Annotated in this window: 19 protein-coding genes; 9 read left to right on the top strand and 10 right to left on the bottom strand. The window is 70.1% G+C overall.

The window, feature by feature from the left end; all coding sequences use genetic code 11:
* The first annotated feature begins 298 nt into the window (after positions 1 to 298).
* The 6 genes from ADK55_RS39980 (at position 299) to ADK55_RS21855 (ending at position 3362) form a co-directional block, all read left to right on the top strand.
* The gene (locus ADK55_RS39980; RefSeq protein ID WP_053681272.1) at positions 299 to 490 is read left to right on the top strand and encodes a hypothetical protein; all 192 of its coding nucleotides are present in this window, start codon (positions 299 to 301) and stop codon (positions 488 to 490) included.
* Positions 474 to 1001 (top strand): DUF6879 family protein, encoded by a 528-nt coding sequence (locus ADK55_RS21875; RefSeq protein WP_053681270.1) that lies wholly within the window; start codon positions 474 to 476, stop codon positions 999 to 1001. The genes ADK55_RS39980 and ADK55_RS21875 overlap by 17 nt, the downstream gene beginning before the upstream one ends.
* On the top strand, positions 998 to 1828 hold the full coding sequence (locus ADK55_RS21870; RefSeq protein WP_053681268.1) for a helix-turn-helix domain-containing protein: 831 nt from the start codon (positions 998 to 1000) through the stop codon (positions 1826 to 1828). The genes ADK55_RS21875 and ADK55_RS21870 overlap by 4 nt, the downstream gene beginning before the upstream one ends.
* 67 nt (positions 1829 to 1895) lie before the next feature.
* Positions 1896 to 2084, top strand: a complete 189-nt coding sequence (locus tag ADK55_RS21865; RefSeq protein ID WP_053681266.1) for a hypothetical protein — start codon at positions 1896 to 1898, stop codon at positions 2082 to 2084.
* Positions 2085 to 2376: 292 nt separating this feature from the next.
* Positions 2377 to 2817 carry a hypothetical protein gene (locus ADK55_RS21860; protein WP_199826595.1) on the top strand — a complete coding sequence of 147 codons (441 nt, stop codon included), beginning with the start codon at positions 2377 to 2379 and terminating at the stop codon, positions 2815 to 2817.
* 116 nt (positions 2818 to 2933) lie between these two features.
* Positions 2934 to 3362, top strand: coding sequence for a hypothetical protein (locus ADK55_RS21855; protein ID WP_053681264.1), 429 nt, complete (start codon positions 2934 to 2936; stop codon positions 3360 to 3362).
* A gap of 207 nt (positions 3363 to 3569) precedes the next feature.
* On the opposite strand, the gene ADK55_RS21850 is transcribed toward ADK55_RS21855, so the two are convergent.
* Positions 3570 to 4742, bottom strand: coding sequence for an acyl-CoA dehydrogenase family protein (locus ADK55_RS21850; RefSeq protein WP_031147482.1), 1173 nt, complete (start codon positions 4740 to 4742; stop codon positions 3570 to 3572).
* Positions 4743 to 4981: 239 nt separating this feature from the next.
* Between ADK55_RS21850 and ADK55_RS21845 the strand changes: the two genes are divergently transcribed.
* On the top strand, positions 4982 to 6322 hold the full coding sequence (locus tag ADK55_RS21845; RefSeq protein ID WP_053681261.1) for a UDP-glucose dehydrogenase family protein: 1341 nt from the start codon (positions 4982 to 4984) through the stop codon (positions 6320 to 6322).
* 184 nt (positions 6323 to 6506) lie between these two features.
* Here the strand turns inward: ADK55_RS21845 and ADK55_RS21840 are convergent, their stop codons facing one another.
* From ADK55_RS21840 to ADK55_RS21830, 3 genes are read right to left on the bottom strand one after another with little or no spacing between them, the layout of a single operon-like run.
* Positions 6507 to 7691 (bottom strand): dipeptidase, encoded by a 1185-nt coding sequence (locus tag ADK55_RS21840; RefSeq protein ID WP_053681259.1) that lies wholly within the window; start codon positions 7689 to 7691, stop codon positions 6507 to 6509.
* On the bottom strand, positions 7688 to 8224 hold the full coding sequence (gene purE, locus ADK55_RS21835) for a 5-(carboxyamino)imidazole ribonucleotide mutase (RefSeq protein ID WP_053681257.1): 537 nt from the start codon (positions 8222 to 8224) through the stop codon (positions 7688 to 7690). Before purE ends, ADK55_RS21840 begins: the two co-directional genes overlap by 4 nt.
* Entirely contained in the window at positions 8221 to 9360 is a 1140-nt protein-coding gene (locus ADK55_RS21830; protein WP_053681255.1) for a 5-(carboxyamino)imidazole ribonucleotide synthase, read from the bottom strand. The genes purE and ADK55_RS21830 overlap by 4 nt, the downstream gene beginning before the upstream one ends.
* A 261-nt stretch (positions 9361 to 9621) precedes the next feature.
* On the opposite strand from ADK55_RS21830, the gene ADK55_RS21825 reads away from it, so the two are divergent.
* Complete coding sequence (locus ADK55_RS21825) at positions 9622 to 10206, top strand: GtrA family protein (RefSeq protein WP_078999269.1); 585 nt, start codon at positions 9622 to 9624, stop codon at positions 10204 to 10206.
* A 58-nt stretch (positions 10207 to 10264) separates the two neighbouring features.
* Here the strand turns inward: ADK55_RS21825 and ADK55_RS21820 are convergent, their stop codons facing one another.
* Positions 10265 to 11533: an ATP-binding protein gene (locus ADK55_RS21820; protein WP_053681253.1), complete on the bottom strand. Its 1269-nt coding sequence runs from the start codon at positions 11531 to 11533 to the stop codon at positions 10265 to 10267.
* A gap of 13 nt (positions 11534 to 11546) precedes the next feature.
* Complete coding sequence (locus ADK55_RS21815; protein WP_053681251.1) at positions 11547 to 12224, bottom strand: response regulator transcription factor; 678 nt, start codon at positions 12222 to 12224, stop codon at positions 11547 to 11549.
* Between the two features lie 504 nt (positions 12225 to 12728).
* Here ADK55_RS21815 and ADK55_RS21810 point away from each other — a divergent pair.
* Positions 12729 to 14255 carry a peptide MFS transporter gene (locus ADK55_RS21810; RefSeq protein ID WP_053681250.1) on the top strand — a complete coding sequence of 509 codons (1527 nt, stop codon included), beginning with the start codon at positions 12729 to 12731 and terminating at the stop codon, positions 14253 to 14255.
* A 72-nt stretch (positions 14256 to 14327) separates the two neighbouring features.
* Here the strand turns inward: ADK55_RS21810 and ADK55_RS38740 are convergent, their stop codons facing one another.
* The 4 genes from ADK55_RS38740 to ADK55_RS36645 all read right to left on the bottom strand — a co-directional run.
* Positions 14328 to 15698, bottom strand: a complete 1371-nt coding sequence (locus ADK55_RS38740) for a hypothetical protein (RefSeq protein WP_159041507.1) — start codon at positions 15696 to 15698, stop codon at positions 14328 to 14330.
* Positions 15695 to 16882 (bottom strand): hypothetical protein, encoded by a 1188-nt coding sequence (locus ADK55_RS21800; RefSeq protein ID WP_324611195.1) that lies wholly within the window; start codon positions 16880 to 16882, stop codon positions 15695 to 15697. The genes ADK55_RS38740 and ADK55_RS21800 overlap by 4 nt, the downstream gene beginning before the upstream one ends.
* Positions 16879 to 17910: a hypothetical protein gene (locus ADK55_RS21795; protein WP_053681248.1), complete on the bottom strand. Its 1032-nt coding sequence runs from the start codon at positions 17908 to 17910 to the stop codon at positions 16879 to 16881. The genes ADK55_RS21800 and ADK55_RS21795 overlap by 4 nt, the downstream gene beginning before the upstream one ends.
* Before the next feature lie 17 nt (positions 17911 to 17927).
* Positions 17928 to 18048 (bottom strand): LPXTG cell wall anchor domain-containing protein (locus ADK55_RS36645; protein WP_159041506.1); only part of this gene is annotated, 121 nt, incomplete at its 5' end.

The raw sequence follows: 18048 nt of genomic DNA, 5'->3' as shown, positions 1-18048 counted from the left end.
GTCGCCCGTGGGACGTCGAGTGGGTCGTTACGGCAGGTTGCGGGCCATGACGATCCGCTGGAGATCTGCGCGCTCTACAGCTCATACGGTCTCCACCTGCACAGACGCCCTCTGACGTGGGACGTCCCCAGGATTCCCCCATGATCACAAGCTTCGGCGTCCAGCCCGGGCCCCTGCTGATCCTCGGCCGAGACTAGGGGACTGGCCCGGTTTCCAGTAACGGAAACTCGAACCCCTTGTTCCTCGGGTTGGGAGCCGCGAGCATCGGACGCGACACCCGACGACGAGGGGGCAGGCCGTGAAGCTGACACGACTGGTAGGCCAGTGCGACGAGGGCGAGTGTCCCACCATCTTTGCGACCGATCGAGGCACGCTGGTCGTACAGGGGGCCCGCGTGGCGGACCACGGGCAGGAGATTCCAGCTCACGAAACCATGGTGGAAATCCCTATCGAGCTCATCCGAAAGGCCATTCGTGACAACCTCATCTAAGACGCTGGGGGATTGGTTCAACAACTTCAGTCGGGAGGCGTTCCGACTGGAGACTCTGGATGATTACAGCAAATCGGGTGGCGTTGACGCCTACCAAGCATTCCTTGCCGGTGATCCACAGCCAGAGGATTACAAGACCGCAGGATGGATGACGACGGTCGGGGACGCGGTCCAGTCGGGAAGGCGAATCTACCGCGTGCACATCCTCGCCCGTCCACTGACGAATTACCTGCGCTTCGAACTTTCCTGGGGTTACCGTCGCAACATGGCCGCCGGGGAAGAATTCTTCATCCTGGACACGACCAACCAGGAAAACCCGATCGCGGATGCACCGGATTTCTGGCTCTTCGATGAGCGAGTCATCGGAGCCATGAACTACGACGCGGAGGGTAAGTACCTGGGTGCCGATTTCCTCGGAGAAGATCAGCTGTCCAGGTTCCTGGCGTACAGGGACACGGCTATGGCTCAAGCCGTGCCCTTCGCTGAATGGTGGGCGAAGTACGGCGAGTGAATAAGTCTAGCCTTGGGTCAGCGCTGCGGGAACTGCGTGAGTCTTCCGGGAAGGAAGCGAAGGCGGTTGCCCGTGGCGCTGCCATGTCTTGTTCCAAGCTATCCAAGATTGAGAACGGGAACACAGCGCCCAGCGTCACAGACGTCGACTGCATCCTCACGGCCATAGGCGTATCGGATGGGGTAAAGGCCGAGTACATGGCTGCTGCCAGAGAGGCGGCCACGGAAGTCACAGCGTGGCGACTTATTCGCCGATTGGGCTACAGCCGTAAACAACAACAGGTACAGGCCCTTGAATCGCAAACAGCCCTACTGCGTCTATTTCAGCCCTCACTCGTTCCCGGCCTGCTTCAGACACCCGAATATGTGCGGGCGGTTTTTGCCCGAAGGAACCTGACAGATGAACAGCTGGAGCGCACCGTCGGTGCGAGGCTGGCACGTCAAAGTGTTCTGTACTCGGAAGGGAAGGCCTTCCGTTTCATCATCACGGAATCGGTCCTGCGGTGGCGCATCATCCCGCCCTTGATGATGGTGGGGCAGCTCGACCGATTGATCTCTGCCTCTCGGCTGCCCAACGTGGATATCCGAGTCGTCGCCCTGTCGACCCCACAGGTGGACTTTCCTGGCCACTCGTTCTCCATCAGGGACGAACGCACGGTAACCATTGAGACGGTCCACGCGGAGACGGTGGTTACCGACCCTAGGGACGTCGCCCTGTACGTAGCCAAGTTCGAAGGGTTCGCCGCGATGGCAGTATCCGGTGACGTCATGCGGGCCATGCTCGAAGCCATCCGAGACGAGCTTTTGCGCGAGCAGGAAACCGGCTAGAACCTGCCCCCGCCCCCCGGCCACCATTGGCTGTCGATTCCCGGAGACAGCGGCGAAGGGGTGCGCAATGGCGACCAAGACGGACACGTTCGAGTACGCGACCTACACGGAAAAGCACGAGACGTGCCCGTCGTGCAACATGCCCATCCCCCTTCACCAACTCGCCCGGCGGGGGACGCTCGCGGGTGAGGACGGGCCGCCGAAGGTCGCGTACTGGCACACCCGTTGCGTCAACGCGGACGGGTCGCGCCGATGACGCGCTCCGTCATCCGATACGCCGAGCACCGGATCCTCAGAGACCCCGAGTGCACGCCCACCACGGTCGCGAGCTGCCTCTACGCGGAGTGCGGCTGGGCTGCCGTTCCCGGCCCCGATGTGGCCGAGGTGGATCGACAGTGCATGACGCACACGGGCCTGAACGCCGGTCACGGCCGCTTCCTCCGAGGGTTCGAGGACGTCGCCCTTGTTCATCGGGTCGAGGCGCCCTGGCATAGCCCCCCGCCCCGCCAGGGCGGGCAGCGAGACCCATCGACAGAAGGAGTCGCACGATGACGACCGTGGTGGAAAGCCCCGTCGCCTTACGGCACGGGCGGGACCTTGTCAGCCCCGAGCTGTTCGAGCGGCTGGCCGCGTTCTGCGCGGACGAGTACGGCCTTGAGCGAGTCGTGGCCGATCGCGTGATGGATCAGGCCATCGCCTTCGTGTATGTCCTGGGCAGCCAGAAGGCGTACGACATGGCGCCCAGTGAGCGGGTGGACCCCGGTTGGCACTCGTTCATGCTCCACACGCAGGAGTACGCCGCCTGGTGTCAGGAGCAGTTCGGCTACTTCGTCCACCACTCTCCGAACGCCAGGGTTCGAACGCGCCCGCTGATGGTGTCGGTGGCCGACCGCGTCGCGGCCGCCGGGTTCGAGGTCGACGCCCGGCTGTGGGGTACCACCGCCGAGTGCAACCAGCCGGCCTGCTGCGGCGACGGCGACGGCTGCTGACTCGCTGACCCGCTGACTCGCCCCAACACACGGATCACGGCGTGATCCGCTCGTACGAAGTGGGACCCGGACACGTCACAGGTGCCCGGGTCCCACTCTGAGCAAAGGTACCGCCCATGCCATCTGATGAGGGTCTGACCGGGAGCGGCAGGGTCACCGTCTTCGCCATGTTCGGCGTGGTCTTCGGGTACGCCACGCACCACCTCGACGAACGGCGGATCGGAGACGTGGCCGTCATCGGCCCGCTGACTCCCGGGGTCGAGTGGCCGCGCCTGTGGCAGATGGCCCGCAACTGCGGGCGGCCCACGGCCGGCGAGACCGAGCCGGCTCAATGGGTGCTCACTCAGGCAACCCGGGCATTCGTGTGCGGCAGCGACCGTATCGCGCAATTCCAAGAACAGAGGTGGAAGTTGGAGCCGGGCGGTAAGCGCGTCCGCTTCGATTCGACGTACGCCAACCGTGACCAGCTCTGGACGGGGAACCTGACTGTCGAAGGGCTGACACCGAACCAGGTGGCGGAACGTCCTACGCTCTACAACGCCTAGCCGAGACCCCATGGGCGGAAATACAGAAGTCCCCCGCACCCTTGTCGGGTACGGGGGACTTCACTTGCAGCCGGTTTCCAGCCCGGTGTCCGGCCAGGATTCCCCCGGCATGACGCCCGAGGACGGCCCGGAACGGACCCGAGCGGACCGGAAGCCGACAGCCGCTCCCCGATCACCCGAGACAGCGGATGACCTGCGAAAAACCTGCTACGGCAGGTTGCGGGCCATGACGATCCGCTGGACCTGGTTCGTGCCTTCATAGATCTGCGTGATCTTCGCGTCGCGCATCATGCGCTCCACCGGGTAGTCACGGGTGTAGCCGTAACCGCCGAGGAGCTGGACGGCGTCGGTCGTGACCTCCATGGCCACGTCGGAGGCGAAGCACTTGGCCGCGGCGCCGAAGAACGTCAGGTCCTCGTGAGGGCCTCCGCCGGAGACGCGCTCCGAGCGGGCGGCCGCCGAGTACGTCAGCTGGCGGGCGGCCTCGATCTTCATGGCCATGTCCGCGAGCATGAACTGCACGCCCTGGAAGTCGCCGATCGGCTTGCCGAACTGCTTGCGCTCCTGGACGTAGCCCTTGGCGTAGTCCAGGGCGCCCTGCGCGATGCCGAGCGCCTGGGCGGCGATCGTGATGCGGGTGTGGTCGAGGGTCTTCATCGCGGTGGCGAATCCGGTGCCCTCGGCGCCGATCATGCGGTCGGCGGGGATGCGGACGTTGTCGAGGTAGACCTCGCGCGTCGGGGAGCCCTTGATGCCGAGCTTCTTCTCCGGGGCGCCGAAGGAGACTCCCTCGTCGCCCTTCTCGACGACGAAGGCGCTGATGCCCTTGGAGCGCTTCTCCGGGTCGGTGACGGCCATGACCGTGTAGTACTCGGAGACGCCGGCATTGGTGATCCAGCGCTTCACGCCGTTGAGCACCCAGAAGTCGCCGTCGCGCACGGCGCGGGTCTTCATGCCGGCGGCGTCGGAGCCCGCGTCGGGCTCGGAGAGGGCGTACGAGAACATCGCGTCGCCCTTGGCCAGCGGGCCGAGGTACTTGGCCTTGAGCTCCTCGGAACCGGAGAGGATCACCGGGAGCGAGCCGAGCTTGTTCACGGCCGGGATGAGGGAGGAGGACGCGCAGACGCGGGCCACTTCCTCGATCACGATCACGGTGGCGAGCGCGTCCGCGCCGGCGCCGCCGTAGGTCTCGGGTACGTGGACGGCGTGCAGGTCGCTGGCGACCAGGGCGTCGAGGGCCTCCTGCGGGAAGCGGGACTCCTCGTCGACCGCCGCCGCGAACGGCAGGATCTTCGCCTCGGCGAGCGAGCGGACCGACTCGCGGAGCATGTCGTGCTCCTCGGCCGGGCGGTACAGGTCGAAGTCGGCAGAACCCGCCAAGATCTCTCACTCCCCAAGGTGATGCGTGACGCATCAGTGATGCTAACTACCGTTAAGTAACCCAAATCTTAGTGTCCGGGGTCCCGGCAGCGATATGTAACACGTACGTGAGCTGCGTGACAGCGCGCCGGTGGCCGCCCGCCGCCCGCCGCAGGGGCCGCGACTCCCCGGGAACCTCCCCGTGCGCGGGCCGGCCTATGCTCGGTGGCCGCAAAGGCCCGCCACACCTGGAGCAACGCATGCCCCTCAAGATCACTGTGATCGGCACCGGCTACCTCGGTGCCACGCATGCCGCCGCCATGGCCGAGCTGGGCTTCGAGGTACTGGGGCTGGACGTCGTCCCGGAGAAGATCGAGATGCTCGCCTCGGGCCGCGTCCCCATGTACGAACCGGGGCTGGAGGAGCTGCTGGCCTCGCACGTGGAGGGGATGCCGGGCTCGACGGGGCGGCTGCGTTTCACCACCTCGTGGGAGGAGGTCGGCGCGTTCGGCGACGTCCACTTCGTGTGTGTGAACACCCCGCAGAAGCACGGCGAGTACGCCTGCGACATGAGCTACGTGGACTCCGCGATGGATTCCCTGGCCCCGCACCTGACCCGGCCGGCGCTGGTGGTCGGCAAGTCCACCGTCCCGGTCGGCTCGGCCGAGCGGCTCGCGGCCCGGCTCGCGGACCTCGCCCCGGCGGGCGAGGAGGTCGAGCTGGCCTGGAACCCCGAGTTCCTGCGCGAGGGCTTCGCCGTCGGGGACACCCTGCACCCGGACCGCATCGTCATCGGCGTGCAGGGTGAACGCGCGGAGAAGCTGCTGCGCGAGGTGTACGCGACACCCATGGCGGAGGGCACCCCGCTGGTGGTGACCGACTTCCCGACGGCCGAGCTGGTCAAGACGGCCGCGAACTCCTTCCTCGCGACGAAGATCTCCTTCATCAACGCGATGGCCGAGGTGTGCGAGGCGGCCGGCGGTGACGTGGCCAAGCTGGCCGAGGCCATCGGTCACGACGAGCGGATCGGCTCGAAGTTCCTGCGCGCGGGCATCGGCTTCGGCGGTGGCTGCCTGCCCAAGGACATCCGGGCCTTCATGGCGCGGGCGGGCGAGCTGGGCGCGGACCAGGCGCTGACCTTCCTGCGGGAGGTCGACTCCATCAACATGCGCCGGCGCGGCCACATGGTCGAACTGGCCCGGGACGCCGTGGGTGGTTCGTTCCTCGGCAAGCGGGTCGCGGTGCTGGGTGCCACCTTCAAGCCGGACTCGGACGACGTGCGCGACTCGCCCGCGCTGAACGTGGCCGGGCAGATCCACCTCCAGGGCGGCCAGGTCACCGTCTACGACCCCAAGGGCATGGACAACGCCCGCCGCGTCTTCCCCACGCTGGGCTACGCGGACTCCGCGCTCGCGGCAGCCCGGGGCGCCGAGGTCGTGCTGCACCTCACCGAGTGGCGCGAGTTCCGCGACCTCGACCCGGCGGAGCTCGGCGAGGTCGTCTCCGACCGGCTGGTCCTGGACGGCCGCAACTCGCTGGACCCCGAGCGCTGGCGCGCCGCCGGCTGGACCTACCGCGCCATGGGCCGCCCCCGGGCCTGACCGACAAGGTCCGACGCGGACGCTCCGGGCGTTCCTGCGGCGCCGTGCGGTCCCGTGCGGCGCGTGAGGTGAACCACGCGTCGCGCGGCCGGTCCAGGAGCTCGGCGATCAGCCCGGGAAACCCGGAGGGGACGGCGGGCCCGCCGTCCCCTCCCGCGCTCCCGCAACCTGCGCTCCCGCGCTCCTACGGCTGGAGCACCGCGTTGGACGGCCCCCGCGCCGCGGTGAGCTCGCGGGCCACCGCTTCGGCGTCGCGCAGCGCCCGTACGGCGTTGGACCAGGTCAGCTTCGTCAGGTCGGCGCGCGACCAGCCGCGTGCCAGCAGCTCGGCGATCAGGTTCGGGTAGCCGGCGACGTCGTCCAGCCCGGCCGGGGTGAAGGCCGTGCCGTCGTAGTCGCCGCCGATGCCGATGTGGTCGACGCCCGCCACCTCGCGCATGTGGTCCAGGTGGTCGGCGACGGTCGCGGCGGTGGCCACCGGGCGCGGGCGCTGCGTCTCGAAGGCCCGGTGCAGGGCCATCGCCTCGGGGGTGGTGTCGAGGTGGTGGAACCCGTGGGCCCGCAGGTTCTCGTCGGCGGCCAGGGTCCAGGCGACGGCCTCGGGGAGGATGAACTTGGGCACGAAGGTGGCCATGGCCACGCCGCCGTTGGCGGGCAGCAGCGCCAGCACGTCGTCCGGGATGTTGCGCGGGTGGTCGCAGATCGCCCGCGCCGAGGAGTGCGAGAAGATCACCGGCGCGGCCGAGACCGCGAGGGCGTCGCGCATCGTGGTCGCGGCCACGTGCGAGAGGTCCACGAGCATGCCGACGCGGTTCATCTCGCGGACGACCTCGCGGCCGAAGCCGCTCAGGCCGCCGTGCCGGGGTTCGTCGGTCGCCGAGTCCGCCCAGTCGATGGTGTCGTTGTGCGTGAGCGTCATGTACCGCACGCCCAGCCGGTGCAGGGCGCGCAGGGTGGCGAGCGAGTTGTTGATGGAGTGCCCGCCCTCGGCGCCCATCAGGGAGGCGATCCGCCCCTCGGCGCGGGCCGCCTCCATGTCGTCGGCCGTCAGGGCCCGCACCAGGTCGGCGGGGTAACGGGCAATCAGCTGGTCGACGAGGTCGATCTGCTCCAGGGTGGCGCTGACCGCCTCGTCGCCCGCGTAGTCGGAGCGCACGTACACGGACCAGAACTGTGCGCCGACCCCGCCGGCGCGCAGCCGGGGCAGGTCGGTGTGCAGGTGGCCCGACTGGTCGGCGGCGATGTCCCGCCGGTCGAGGTCGTAACGGACCTGCTCGCGCAGCGCCCACGGCAGGTCGTTGTGGCCGTCGACGACCGGATGCTCGGCCAGCAGCTCACGCGCCTCGCCCAGGCGCTGCGCGGCGCTCACTTGCCGAACCCGAAGGACTCCGCGCCCGCGACCTTGGCCCGCAGTCGCTTGCCCTTCTCGGTGGCCTGCTCGTTCAGTTCCTGCTGGAACTCCCGCATGCGGGCCAGCAGCTCCGGGTCGTGGGCGGCGAGCATCCGGACGGCCAGCAGGGCCGCGTTGCGCGCTCCGGCGACGGAGACGGTCGCGACGGGAACCCCGGCGGGCATCTGGACGATCGACAGCAGCGAGTCCATGCCGTCGAGGTACTTCAGCGGTACCGGTACGCCGATGACCGGCAGCGGGGTGACGGACGCGAGCATGCCGGGCAGGTGGGCGGCGCCGCCCGCGCCCGCGATGATCGCCTTCAGGCCGCGGCCGTCGGCCTGCTCGCCGTACGCGATCATCTCGCGCGGCATCCGGTGGGCGGAGACCACGTCGACCTCGTACGGGATCTCGAACTCGTCCAGCGCCTGGGCCGCGGCCTCCATGACCGACCAGTCGGAGTCCGAGCCCATGACGATGCCGATGACGGGGCCTGCGGAAGAGGTGCTCATGCGGTGATCGTCCCTCTGAGGTAGCCGGCAGCGTGACGTGCTCGCTCCAGCACGTCGTCCAGGTCGTCGCCGTAGGTGTTGACGTGGCCGACCTTGCGGCCGTGCTTCACGTCCTTGCCGTACATGTGGATCTTCAGCTGGGGGTCGTGGGCCATGCAGTGCAGGTACGCCGCGTACATGTCCGGGTAGTCCCCGCCGAGCACGTTCGCCATGACCGTCCAGCGGGCCCGCGGGCGCGGGTCGCCGAGCGGGAGGTCCAGGACCGCCCGTACGTGGTTGGCGAACTGGGAGGTGATCGCGCCGTCCTGGGTCCAGTGGCCGCTGTTGTGCGGACGCATGGCCAGTTCGTTGACGAGGATCCGGCCGTCGGTGGTCTCGAACAGCTCCACGGCCAGGTGGCCGGTCACGCCGAGTTCCTTGGCGATGCGCAGGGCCAGGGACTGGGCCTCGCCCGCGAGCTCCTCGGAGAGGTTCGGCGCGGGGGCGATCACGGTGTCGCAGACCCCGTCGACCTGGATGGACTCGACCACCGGGTAGGCCACCGCCTGGCCGTGCGGGGAGCGGACGATGTTCGCCGCGAGCTCGCGGACGAAGTCCACCTTCTCCTCGGCGAGCACCGGAACCCCCGCGTGGAAGGGCGCCGCCGCGTCCTCGGGGGTGCGCACGAACCACACGCCCTTGCCGTCGTACCCGCCGCGCACCGTCTTGAGGATGACGGGGAAGCCGCCGACCTCGTCCGCGAAGGCCACCACGTCCGCCGGATCGGCCACGATCCGGTGGCGGGGGCTGGGCGCGCCGATCTCGTCGAGGCGGGCGCGCATCACCCCCTTGTCCGCGGCGTGCACCAACGCGTCGGGCCCCGGGCGGACGGGGATGCCGTCCGCTTCCAGGGCCCGCAGGTGTTCGATGGGTACGTGCTCGTGGTCGAACGTGATCACGTCACAGCCGCGCGCGAAGGCGCGCAACGTCTCCAGGTCGCGATGGTCGCCGATGACGACATCGCTCACTACCTGGGCCGCCGAGTCCTGTGGGGTGTCACTGAGGATCTTGAATCTGATGCCGAGGGGGATGCCCGCCTCGTGGGTCATGCGGGCGAGCTGTCCGCCGCCGACCATGCCGACTACCGGGAACGTCACCTCTCCAGGGTATCCGTCGGTATTGCGCCATCCGGACGCAGCCCTGGCGCGGACCCGCCGGACGCCGTGTGCCGGACCCCGCAAGGGCGCGAGGCACGCGAAGGCACGGGCGTGCTCCGGGGGCGACACTTAACATGGACGGGTTGACGAGAACGGGTGACGCCCCCGCACCGGGGCGACGGACATGGCGACGGGTACGGCGACGGACAGCACGGACACGACGGATACCGCGGACACGACGAACAGGGACTGACCGATCACATGAGCACGCCGAAGAACGGATCCGCCCTCGAACGCCTGCGCGGCCTGGCACGGGAGGCCGCCAGATTCGGGGCCGTCGGCGGAGTCGGTGTCCTGGTCAACCTGGGTGTCTTCAACCTGTTGCGGGCGACCACCGACCTCCAGGTGGTCCGGGCGAGCGTGATAGCCATCGTGGTGGCCATCGGCACGAACTACATCGGTTTCCGCTTCTTCACCTACCGGGACCGGTCCGGCGGCGACGGCAGCCGGCCCCCGACCCGCGAGCTGCCCCTGTTCGCCCTCTTCAGCGCGATCGGCCTGGTCATCGAGAGCGGCGTGCTCTACGCGGGGACCTACGGCCTGGGCATGGACGGCAGGCTGGCCACGAACGTCTTCAAGTTCGCCGGCATCGGCGTCGCCACCGTCTTCCGCTTCTGGTCCTACCGCACCTGGGTCTTCAAGGCCCTGCCCGCGAGCCGGCCCCCGGCGGCCGGGGCCGTCGTCGAGCAGCGGGAACGCCACGCGTCCGAGCCGGAAGCCCCGGCCGCCTCGGTGGTCCCGGTCACGCCGGTCGTCCCTCTGGCGCACGAGTCCGCCGCCCAGTAGACCGGTCGCCCGATCCGGGCCACCCTCGTCCCGCGGCCCGGCTCGGCGCACCGTCGGCTCAACGCACCATCGGCTCGGGGTCTTCCGCGCGCTCCGGCGCGGTGCGGCTGAGGAACAGCGCGAACACCGGCGGCTGGGTCTGCAGCAGCTCCAGGCGTCCGCCGTCGGCCTCCGCGAGGTCGCGCGCGACCGCCAGGCCGATACCGGTGGAGTTCCGGCCACTGATGGCCCGCTCGAAGATCCGGTTGCCGAGGTCCGGCGGGACGCCGGGGCCCTCGTCCGTGACCTCCAGCACCGCCTGGTTGCCGGTCACCCGGGTACGCAGGGCGACCGTGCCGCCGCCGTGCATGAGCGCGTTCTCCACGAGGGTGGCCAGCACCTGCGAGACCGCGCCGGGGGTGCCCACGGCCCGCATGCCCGTCTTCCCCGAGCGCACGATGGCCCGCCCGGCGCTGCGGTAGGCCGGCCGCCACTCCTCGACCTGTTGTTTGACGACCTCGTCCAGGTCGAACGGGACCGCCGAGCCGGTCCGCGGGTCCCGCGAGTTCGTCAGCAGCCGCTCGACCACGTCCGTGAGCCGCTCCACCTGGGTGAGGGCGATCGTCGCCTCGTCCCGCACGGTCTCCAGGTCGTCGGTGACCGTGATCTCCTCCAGCCGCATCGACAGGGCCGTCAGCGGCGTCCTCAACTGGTGCGAGGCGTCCGCGGCGAGCCGCCGCTCCGCCGTCAGCATCCGTGCGATCCGCTCCGCGCTGGAGTCCAGCACGTCCGCGACCCGGTCGAGCTCGGGAACCCCGTACCGCTTGTGGCGGGGCCGCGGATCCCCGGACCCCAGCCGTTCCGCCGTCTCCGCGAGGTCGGTGAGCGGGGAGGCCAGCCGGTTGGCCTGGCGTACGGCGAGCAGTACGGCCGCCACGACCGCCAGCAGCGCCACCGCGCCGACCACGGCCAGGGTGCGGCCGACCTCCCGGGTGACCGTCGAGCGGGTGGCCTCGACGACCACTTCCTCGCCCTGCTCGCCGTGGGCGGTGCCCCGGATGACGCTCTCGTCGATGGGATCGCCGACCTCGACGGGCGCCTGCCCCGGGACGGTGATGCGGGCGTACTTGCCGACGTCCAGTTGCTCGGCGAGCGCCGCGGGGTTGATCGGCTTGTTCTCCAGGACGTTCGACTCGACGATGCCCACCAGGCGCAGCGCCTCGGACCCGATGCGGTCCTGGGCGCTGCTGGTGATGGTCCGGGTCTCGACGATGACCAGGGAGACCCCGAACACGGCGATCACGACGAGCACCACGGCGAGCGTGGAGTTGATCAGGCGGCGGCGCATGACTCAGTAAGTACTAGCTCTTCTCGAAGCGGAAGCCGACGCCCCGGACGGTGGCGATGTAACGGGGGTTGGCCGCGTCGTCGCCGAGCTTCTTGCGCAGCCAGGAGATGTGCATGTCGAGGGTCTTGGTGGAGGACCACCAGGTGGTGTCCCACACCTCGCGCATCAACTGGTCGCGGGTGACGACCCGACCGGCGTCCCGGACGAGGACGCGCAGGAGGTCGAACTCCTTCGCGGTGAGCTGGAGCTCCTCCTCGCCCATCCAGGCGCGGTGCGACTCGACGTCGATCCGCACGCCGTGGGTGGCGGGCGGCTGGGAGGCCTCCGTGGCGCCGCGGCGCAGCAGGGCCCGTACCCGGGCCAGCAGTTCGGCGAGCCGGAACGGCTTGGTCACGTAGTCGTCGGCGCCGGCGTCCAGGCCGACGACCGTGTCGACCTCGTCGGCGCGGGCGGTGAGCACGAGGATCGGGAACCCGTGTCCCTCGGCCCGCAGCCGCCGGGCCACTTCCAGGCCGTCCATTCCGGGGAGCCCGAGGTCCAGGACGACGAGGTCGACGCCGCCCTGCAGTCCCGCGTCCAGGGCGGTGGGGCCGTCCTCCCGGACCTCGACCTCGTAGCCCTCCCGGCGCAGGGCGCGGGCCAGGGGTTCCGAGATGGATGCGTCGTCCTCGGCGAGCAGTACACGCGTCATGTGGGTGATGGTAGTCCGCACGGGGTCAAAGGAGTGGCACGCCGATAGAGCCCTCTCTATCTGGGTATACGAGGGACTTACGGCCTTCGAATATGGCCGAACGGTTCCCTACAAACCTGTGATCCATCTCTCAAGTCCTTCCATATCCCTCAGTGTCGTGTCGTATGGTGGCGAGACGCCTGATGCACTACCCAGGGGACCTTTGTGCCGAATTGCGGCCAGGGGTCTTCGATTCTGTTCCGGGCGGATCGGCGGTCTCGCACACGTTCGTGTGACGGACCGTCCTGTCCGACCCGGATGACCGTGAATGACCTGTGGGCCGGGCCCTGCGCGCGAACGTGCGCGAAGGGCGTGGATCCCGGTGACCGATGTTCCTTCGCCCCCCACCCCGTGGGGCGAGACCCCCGGGCGTGGGGTGGGACTTCCGTCGCCGGTGCTGGCCACCCCCCACCGGGCGCCGATGAGCTCACAAAGCCACGCGTCCCGAGCAAGCAAGGATCGACCATGGCTTCCAGCCTGACGAAGGACTCGGCGGATACGTCCTCCGAGAAGACCTTCTTCGGCCACCCCCGTGGCTTGGCCACTCTCTTCATGACCGAGATGTGGGAGCGGTTCAGCTTCTACGGCATGAAGGCCCTGCTCCTCGTCTACCTGCTCTCGGGTGGCCCGGATGCCAAGGAAGGCGGCCTGGGCGGCGGCATAGGGATGGACGAGAAGACGGCGATCGCCATCTTCTCCATCTACGTCTCCATGGTCTATCTGCTGGCCATGCCCGGCGGCTGGCTGGGCGACCGCGTCTGGGGTCCCCGCAAGACCGTGACCATCGCGGCCGTGACCATCATGGCCGGCCACGTGATCCTGGCTCTCCCCGGTCACACGACCTTCTACGCCGGTCTGGCGCTGGTGGCCATCGGCTCGGGCCTGCTGAAGGCCAACATCTCGACGATGGTCGGGCAGCTGTACACGGACGCGAAGGACCCGCGCCGTGACGGTGGCTTCACCATCTTCTACATGGGCATCAACGCGGGCGCGTTCTTCGCCCCGCTGGCCATCGGCACCGTCGGCCAGAAGGTCAACTGGCACCTCGGCTTCGCGATGGCCGCGGTCGGCATGGGCATCGGCCTGGTCGTCTTCCTGCTGGGCAGCAAGAACCTGAACCCCGTGAGTTCCGTCGTCCCGAAGCCGCTGTCGGCCGAGGAGCGGACCTCGTGGCTGCGCAAGGTCGCCCTCTGTGTCGCGATCGTGGGCGTCTTCTACACCGCCGTCGGTCTCGCCGGCATGTTCACCAAGGCCTGGGCGACCATCCCGCTCACCCTGATCGGTCTGATCGTCCCGACCTTCGTCCTGCTGCGCATCAAGCGGGACAAGGACCTCAGCGCGGGCGAGCAGTCGAAGATGACCGGCTACATCTGGTTCTTCGTGGCCGCCGCCGCCTTCTGGATGATCTACGACCAGGGTGCCTCGACGGTCCAGTCGTTCGGTGAGACCAAGGCCTCCGGCTCACTGCTCGGCTTCGAGTTCCCGTCGTCCTGGTACCAGTCGCTGAACCCGCTGTTCATCATGTGCCTGGCCCCGGTCATGGCCTGGATCTGGATGTGGCTGAACCGCAAGGGCAAGGAGCCGTCCACGGTCGGCAAGTTCGCGATGGCCCTGTTCATCATCGCCGTCTCGTTCTTCTTCTTCCTGATTCCGCTCGGCATGGCCGCGAGCGGCCAGTCCGTGAGCCCGATGTGGCTGGTGGGCATCTACCTGATCCACACGGTGGGCGAGCTGTGCCTCTCCCCGGTCGGCCTCTCGGTCACCACGAAGATGGCCCCGGCCAAGTACGCCTCGCAGATGATGGGCGTGTGGTTCCTGGCCGTCACCGCCGGTGACTCCATCACCAGTCTGCTGTCCGACCCGGCCGTGTTCGGCGTGAACCTCAACGGCACCGGTGCCGTGGCCATCGAGGCCACCCTCGCCGCCTTGGCGGGCATCGCGGTCTTCATGTACCGCAAGAAGGTCAAGGCGCTCATGGGCGACGTGCGCTGACACGTCCCCACCCCCGCACGTGGAACGGCCCGGCACACCGCGAGGTGTGCCGGGCCGTTCGCTTTCCCGCTGCTACCGGGTGCCGCGCAGGCGGCGCCACGGGGTGAAGGTGAAGACCGCCCCGCCGAGCAGGATCACCGTGCCGGCGACCAGGGCCAGGGCCTTGATGCCGCCGTCGTCCTGCGCGCCGGTCTCGGCGAGGCCGCCCGAACCCGAGGGCGTGCCCGCGCTCGTGCTGCCGGTGGAGGACGGTGAGCCGGAGCCGCCGGCCTGGGCGGTGGTGTCCAGTTCCAGCGAGACGGCGCTGCTGGTGGCCTTGCAGGGCACGTTGATGGGCGTGGAGCCCGGTGCCATGGTGACGTCGATCGTCAGTTGGTCGGGGGTCAACGTCACCTTCCCGGTCTTGCCGGGCTTGTAGGTGCCGGTCATGTCGCTGAGGCTGACGGGGGCCTTGTCGGGGATCGGCTCGGCGTTGGCCGGGCCGGAGACCTTGACCGTGCCGGTGTCGGCGCCGCCGAGCTTGACGTTCATCGAGGGCTTGAGGGCGCCGGCGGGCAGGGCCATGGGCGCGGCCATCGCGCCCTTGGCGGTCTTGACCGTCAGGTCGTAGGCGCCGCCGTTCTTCTTTGCGTTGACGGTGACCGGGGTCTTGATGCCGCCGGGGACGACCGGGCCGCAGTCGAAGGCGACCTCGACGGCCTTGCCCGGGAAGTCGGTCTGACCGCCGCCGCCGCCCGTGGTGGAGCCGGTGGTGGCCCCGCCGGTCGTCGCCCCGCCGGTGGTGGCCCCGCCGGTCGTGGCCCCGCCGGTCGTGGCACCTCCCGTCGTGGCACCTCCCGTCGTCGCGCCGCCGGTGGTCGCGCCGCCGGTGGTCGCGCCTCCCGTCGTCCCGCCCGTGGAGCCGGCGGAGACGTCGATGGTGGTCCCGCCCGTCACGGTGCCCACGGGGGCGCACTTGGTGACGAAGGTTCCGAAGGGGAAGGAGACGGCGACCTCGTACCGGCCGGGCGTCAGGGTGATCTTCCCCGCCTTGGTGAGCTTGAGCTTGCCCTTCATGGTCGACATGACCATCGGGGCCTTCTTCGGGATCTCCGGGTTCTTCTTCTCCCCGACGACCTTCAGCTCGGCCCCGCCGCCGCTCACCGTGAACCAGCCGGTGGGCACCACGGAGTCCTTGGGGATCACCATCAGGTCCGTGTTGTTGGAGGCGGGCTTGACCGTCTCCCACGACACGTCGACCTCGTCGCCGACCTTGGCCGTCGCGGGCGCGCTGATCTTAGCGGTGGTCTCTCCCTCCACCGGGGCGCCGCCGCCGGCGGGCGGTACGCACTTCACCTTGAACGTGGCGTCGGCCGCCTGGGCGGGGGCGACCGCCGCCAGGATGCCCGCGCCGCCGAACAGCAGCACGACAGCCGCCGCGCTCACCCTCCGTTGGGTCTTCACGAATGTCCCTTCGTTGTCGGACGGTTCTCAGACGGTGCGGACGCCTGTGGGGCAGGTGGGCCTGGTGGTGCTCCGGGTCCCGGCGCGCTGTCCGGGGTGAACCACGGCAGGACCGCCGTGGTCGTCTGGGGGGAGGCCGCCGGGGTGTCGGCGGCGGGCGGCGCGGGCGGGGATCCGCGTACGGCCGGGATCCGTGGCAGTCGGGCCGTCACCGCCGACGCCGCCGCCTCCAGGGCCTTGGCGCCCCGGTGGCGACCGCCGGTCGGGGTCCCGCGCGGTCGGACCCGGTCGACGACGGCCATGCCGACGCGGAAGACGGCGGCGGGCACGACCAGCAGGAGCAGGCCCCAGAACAGCAGGACCCCGTACGGGCGGTCCACGCCCCACGGCTGCGTGGCCAGGACCTTGTCCCCGTACTTGAGGGAGACGGTGTAGTCGCCGTGGGCTCCCGCCGACAGGGTGGTGTCCAGGCGGATCTCCGCCTTGCCGCCGGGCGGGACGGTGCCCTTCCACCGGGCCTCCTCCCACAGCGGGGCGAACACCCCGTGGGCGGTCCCGAGTTGGAAGACCGGGTCGGTGACGGGGGCGGAGCCCAGGTTTCCGACGATGACGGTGAACTTCCGGGTGGGCGGGGCGCCGAACCAGGTCAGGACCCCGTCGTCGCCCTCCAGTCGGACCCCCGTCAGCACCGCGAGACGGGCCGTACCGGAGTCGGTGGGCAGTTCGGCCACCGGATGGTCGGTGATCTTCAGCGGTGCGGCGACGGTGGACTGGTCCCCGTTGACGGACGTCACGTTCACCACGCAGGGGCAGGGCTTGGGCGGTTCCACGACGGGGAGTTGGGCGGTGAACCGCCCGTCGTCGGCGACCGCGACGGCGACGCCGTCGGCGTTCGCGCAACTGTTGGTGCCGCCGATCATGTTCTGCCCGCAGACCAACAGCATCACCATGGTCTTGGCCCGCCAGCCGGCGCCGGTGACCGTGATCCCGGTGCCCTTGGCGACCTCCTGGAGGGAGAGCGCCACCGTCGGCTTGGCCTCCGCGGCCGCGACCGGGGCCGCCGGGAACAGGGCCAGGGACACCAGGGCCAGGACCGAGACCACGAGGGCCGACACCGCCGACCACCCCGAGGCGACGGGGGTCCCGCCCGTCCCGCCGACCTTGGCGCTCACCTGGGTGCTCACCTGGGTGCTCCCGTCAACTCGTGTTCCTTCGAAGTCGGTTGCCCCTGTCCCGGTACGGGCCCGGCCGGCTCCGGCGGTTCCTCACGGGGCGTCCGTCGCGTGCGTACGAGGAGCAGCGCGGCGGTGGTGGTCGCGCCGAGGGCGAGCAGCCCGAGGCCCGTCCAGCCGGCGAGACCCCAGGGCACGAACCATTCGGAGGCACCGGCCGTGGCCCGTGCGCCGCCCGGGGCGGTGACGGTGAGGTTCAGTCGGACCTTGTCGAACACCGGTGCGCCGGGCCAGGGTTCGGTGAGTTCGACGCGCCGGCCGGGCAGCAGTTCCACGGGCAGGGGGTGGGCGGCGCGCCCCGGGACCTCGCCGAAGCGGCCGCGCGCGTGGAGGGCGAGTTCGGGGGCGAGGGTCACGTTGCCCCGGTTGACGAGGGTGTAGGTGACGCGGGTCGCCGCGCCCTTGCCGCGTACGGAGACGTTCTCGACGGTGAGGGCGGCCAGGGTGGGCCCGCCGACGCGCAGGTGGATGCGTACGCCGACCTCGTGGCCGGCCTCGGTGGCGACGATGGCGGCGGGGTGGTCGCCGGGCGGGGTCGCGGGTGGCACGGAGACGGTGAAGGGGACCACGGCGCGGGTGCGGGCCGGGATCCTCACGGTCGCGCTCGCGCCGAAGCTGAGCCAGGAACCGGCGTCGGTGGACCGGCGGGCGGGGCGTACCGCGAGGGCCCCGTCGGCGGTGTTGTAGGCGTCGGCGCCGCGCAGGGTGAGGGTGCGTTCCCGGTCGGTGGTGTTGGTCAGGGCGAGGCGGTCCTCCAGCACGCTGCCGGAGGTGCCGGCGAGGTAGAAGTACGGGCGTACGGCGCCGGCGGACCGTCCGGCGGCGGGTTCGGCGGTCCAGCCGGGCTCGTCGGCGACGGCGGCGGGCGCGCCGAGGAGCAGCGCGGCCCCGGCGAGCAGCGCCGGGCCGAGGCGCCGGAGCTTGGGATCGAGGCGCCGGACGGCCGGGCCGAGGCGCCGGGGGGTGGGGGGTGCGGGCATGGGCGGGGCCGCTCCGTTCAGGACCGGGCCTGCCGGCCGCGCCGGGTCAGCCAGAGCACGCCGGCGGCGCCGGAGAGCAGCACGGTGGCTCCGAGGGTGCCGAGCGCGAGGGCGGAGTCGGCGGGACCGGTCTGCGGG

The organism is Streptomyces sp. WM4235 (genome assembly GCF_001279725.1).
Taxonomy (GTDB): domain Bacteria; phylum Actinomycetota; class Actinomycetes; order Streptomycetales; family Streptomycetaceae; genus Streptomyces.
This window is presented reverse-complemented; position numbering and strand designations above follow the sequence as displayed.

Excerpts from the sequence above, each read along its gene's own strand:
- ADK55_RS21855 (WP_053681264.1), top strand. The coding sequence starts at position 2,934 with ATGCCATCTGATGAGGGTCTGACCGGGAGCGGCAGGGTCACCGTCTTC.
- ADK55_RS21815 (WP_053681251.1), bottom strand. The coding sequence starts at position 12,224 with ATGACGCGTGTACTGCTCGCCGAGGACGACGCATCCATCTCGGAACCC.
- ADK55_RS21845 (WP_053681261.1), top strand. The coding sequence starts at position 4,982 with ATGCCCCTCAAGATCACTGTGATCGGCACCGGCTACCTCGGTGCCACG.
- ADK55_RS21865 (WP_053681266.1), top strand. The coding sequence starts at position 1,896 with ATGGCGACCAAGACGGACACGTTCGAGTACGCGACCTACACGGAAAAG.
- ADK55_RS21810 (WP_053681250.1), top strand. The coding sequence starts at position 12,729 with ATGGCTTCCAGCCTGACGAAGGACTCGGCGGATACGTCCTCCGAGAAG.
- ADK55_RS21825 (WP_078999269.1), top strand. The coding sequence starts at position 9,622 with ATGAGCACGCCGAAGAACGGATCCGCCCTCGAACGCCTGCGCGGCCTG.
- purE (WP_053681257.1), bottom strand. The coding sequence starts at position 8,224 with ATGAGCACCTCTTCCGCAGGCCCCGTCATCGGCATCGTCATGGGCTCG.
- ADK55_RS21860 (WP_199826595.1), top strand. The coding sequence starts at position 2,377 with ATGACGACCGTGGTGGAAAGCCCCGTCGCCTTACGGCACGGGCGGGAC.
- ADK55_RS21795 (WP_053681248.1), bottom strand. The coding sequence starts at position 17,910 with ATGCCCGCACCCCCCACCCCCCGGCGCCTCGGCCCGGCCGTCCGGCGC.
- ADK55_RS21820 (WP_053681253.1), bottom strand. The coding sequence starts at position 11,533 with ATGCGCCGCCGCCTGATCAACTCCACGCTCGCCGTGGTGCTCGTCGTG.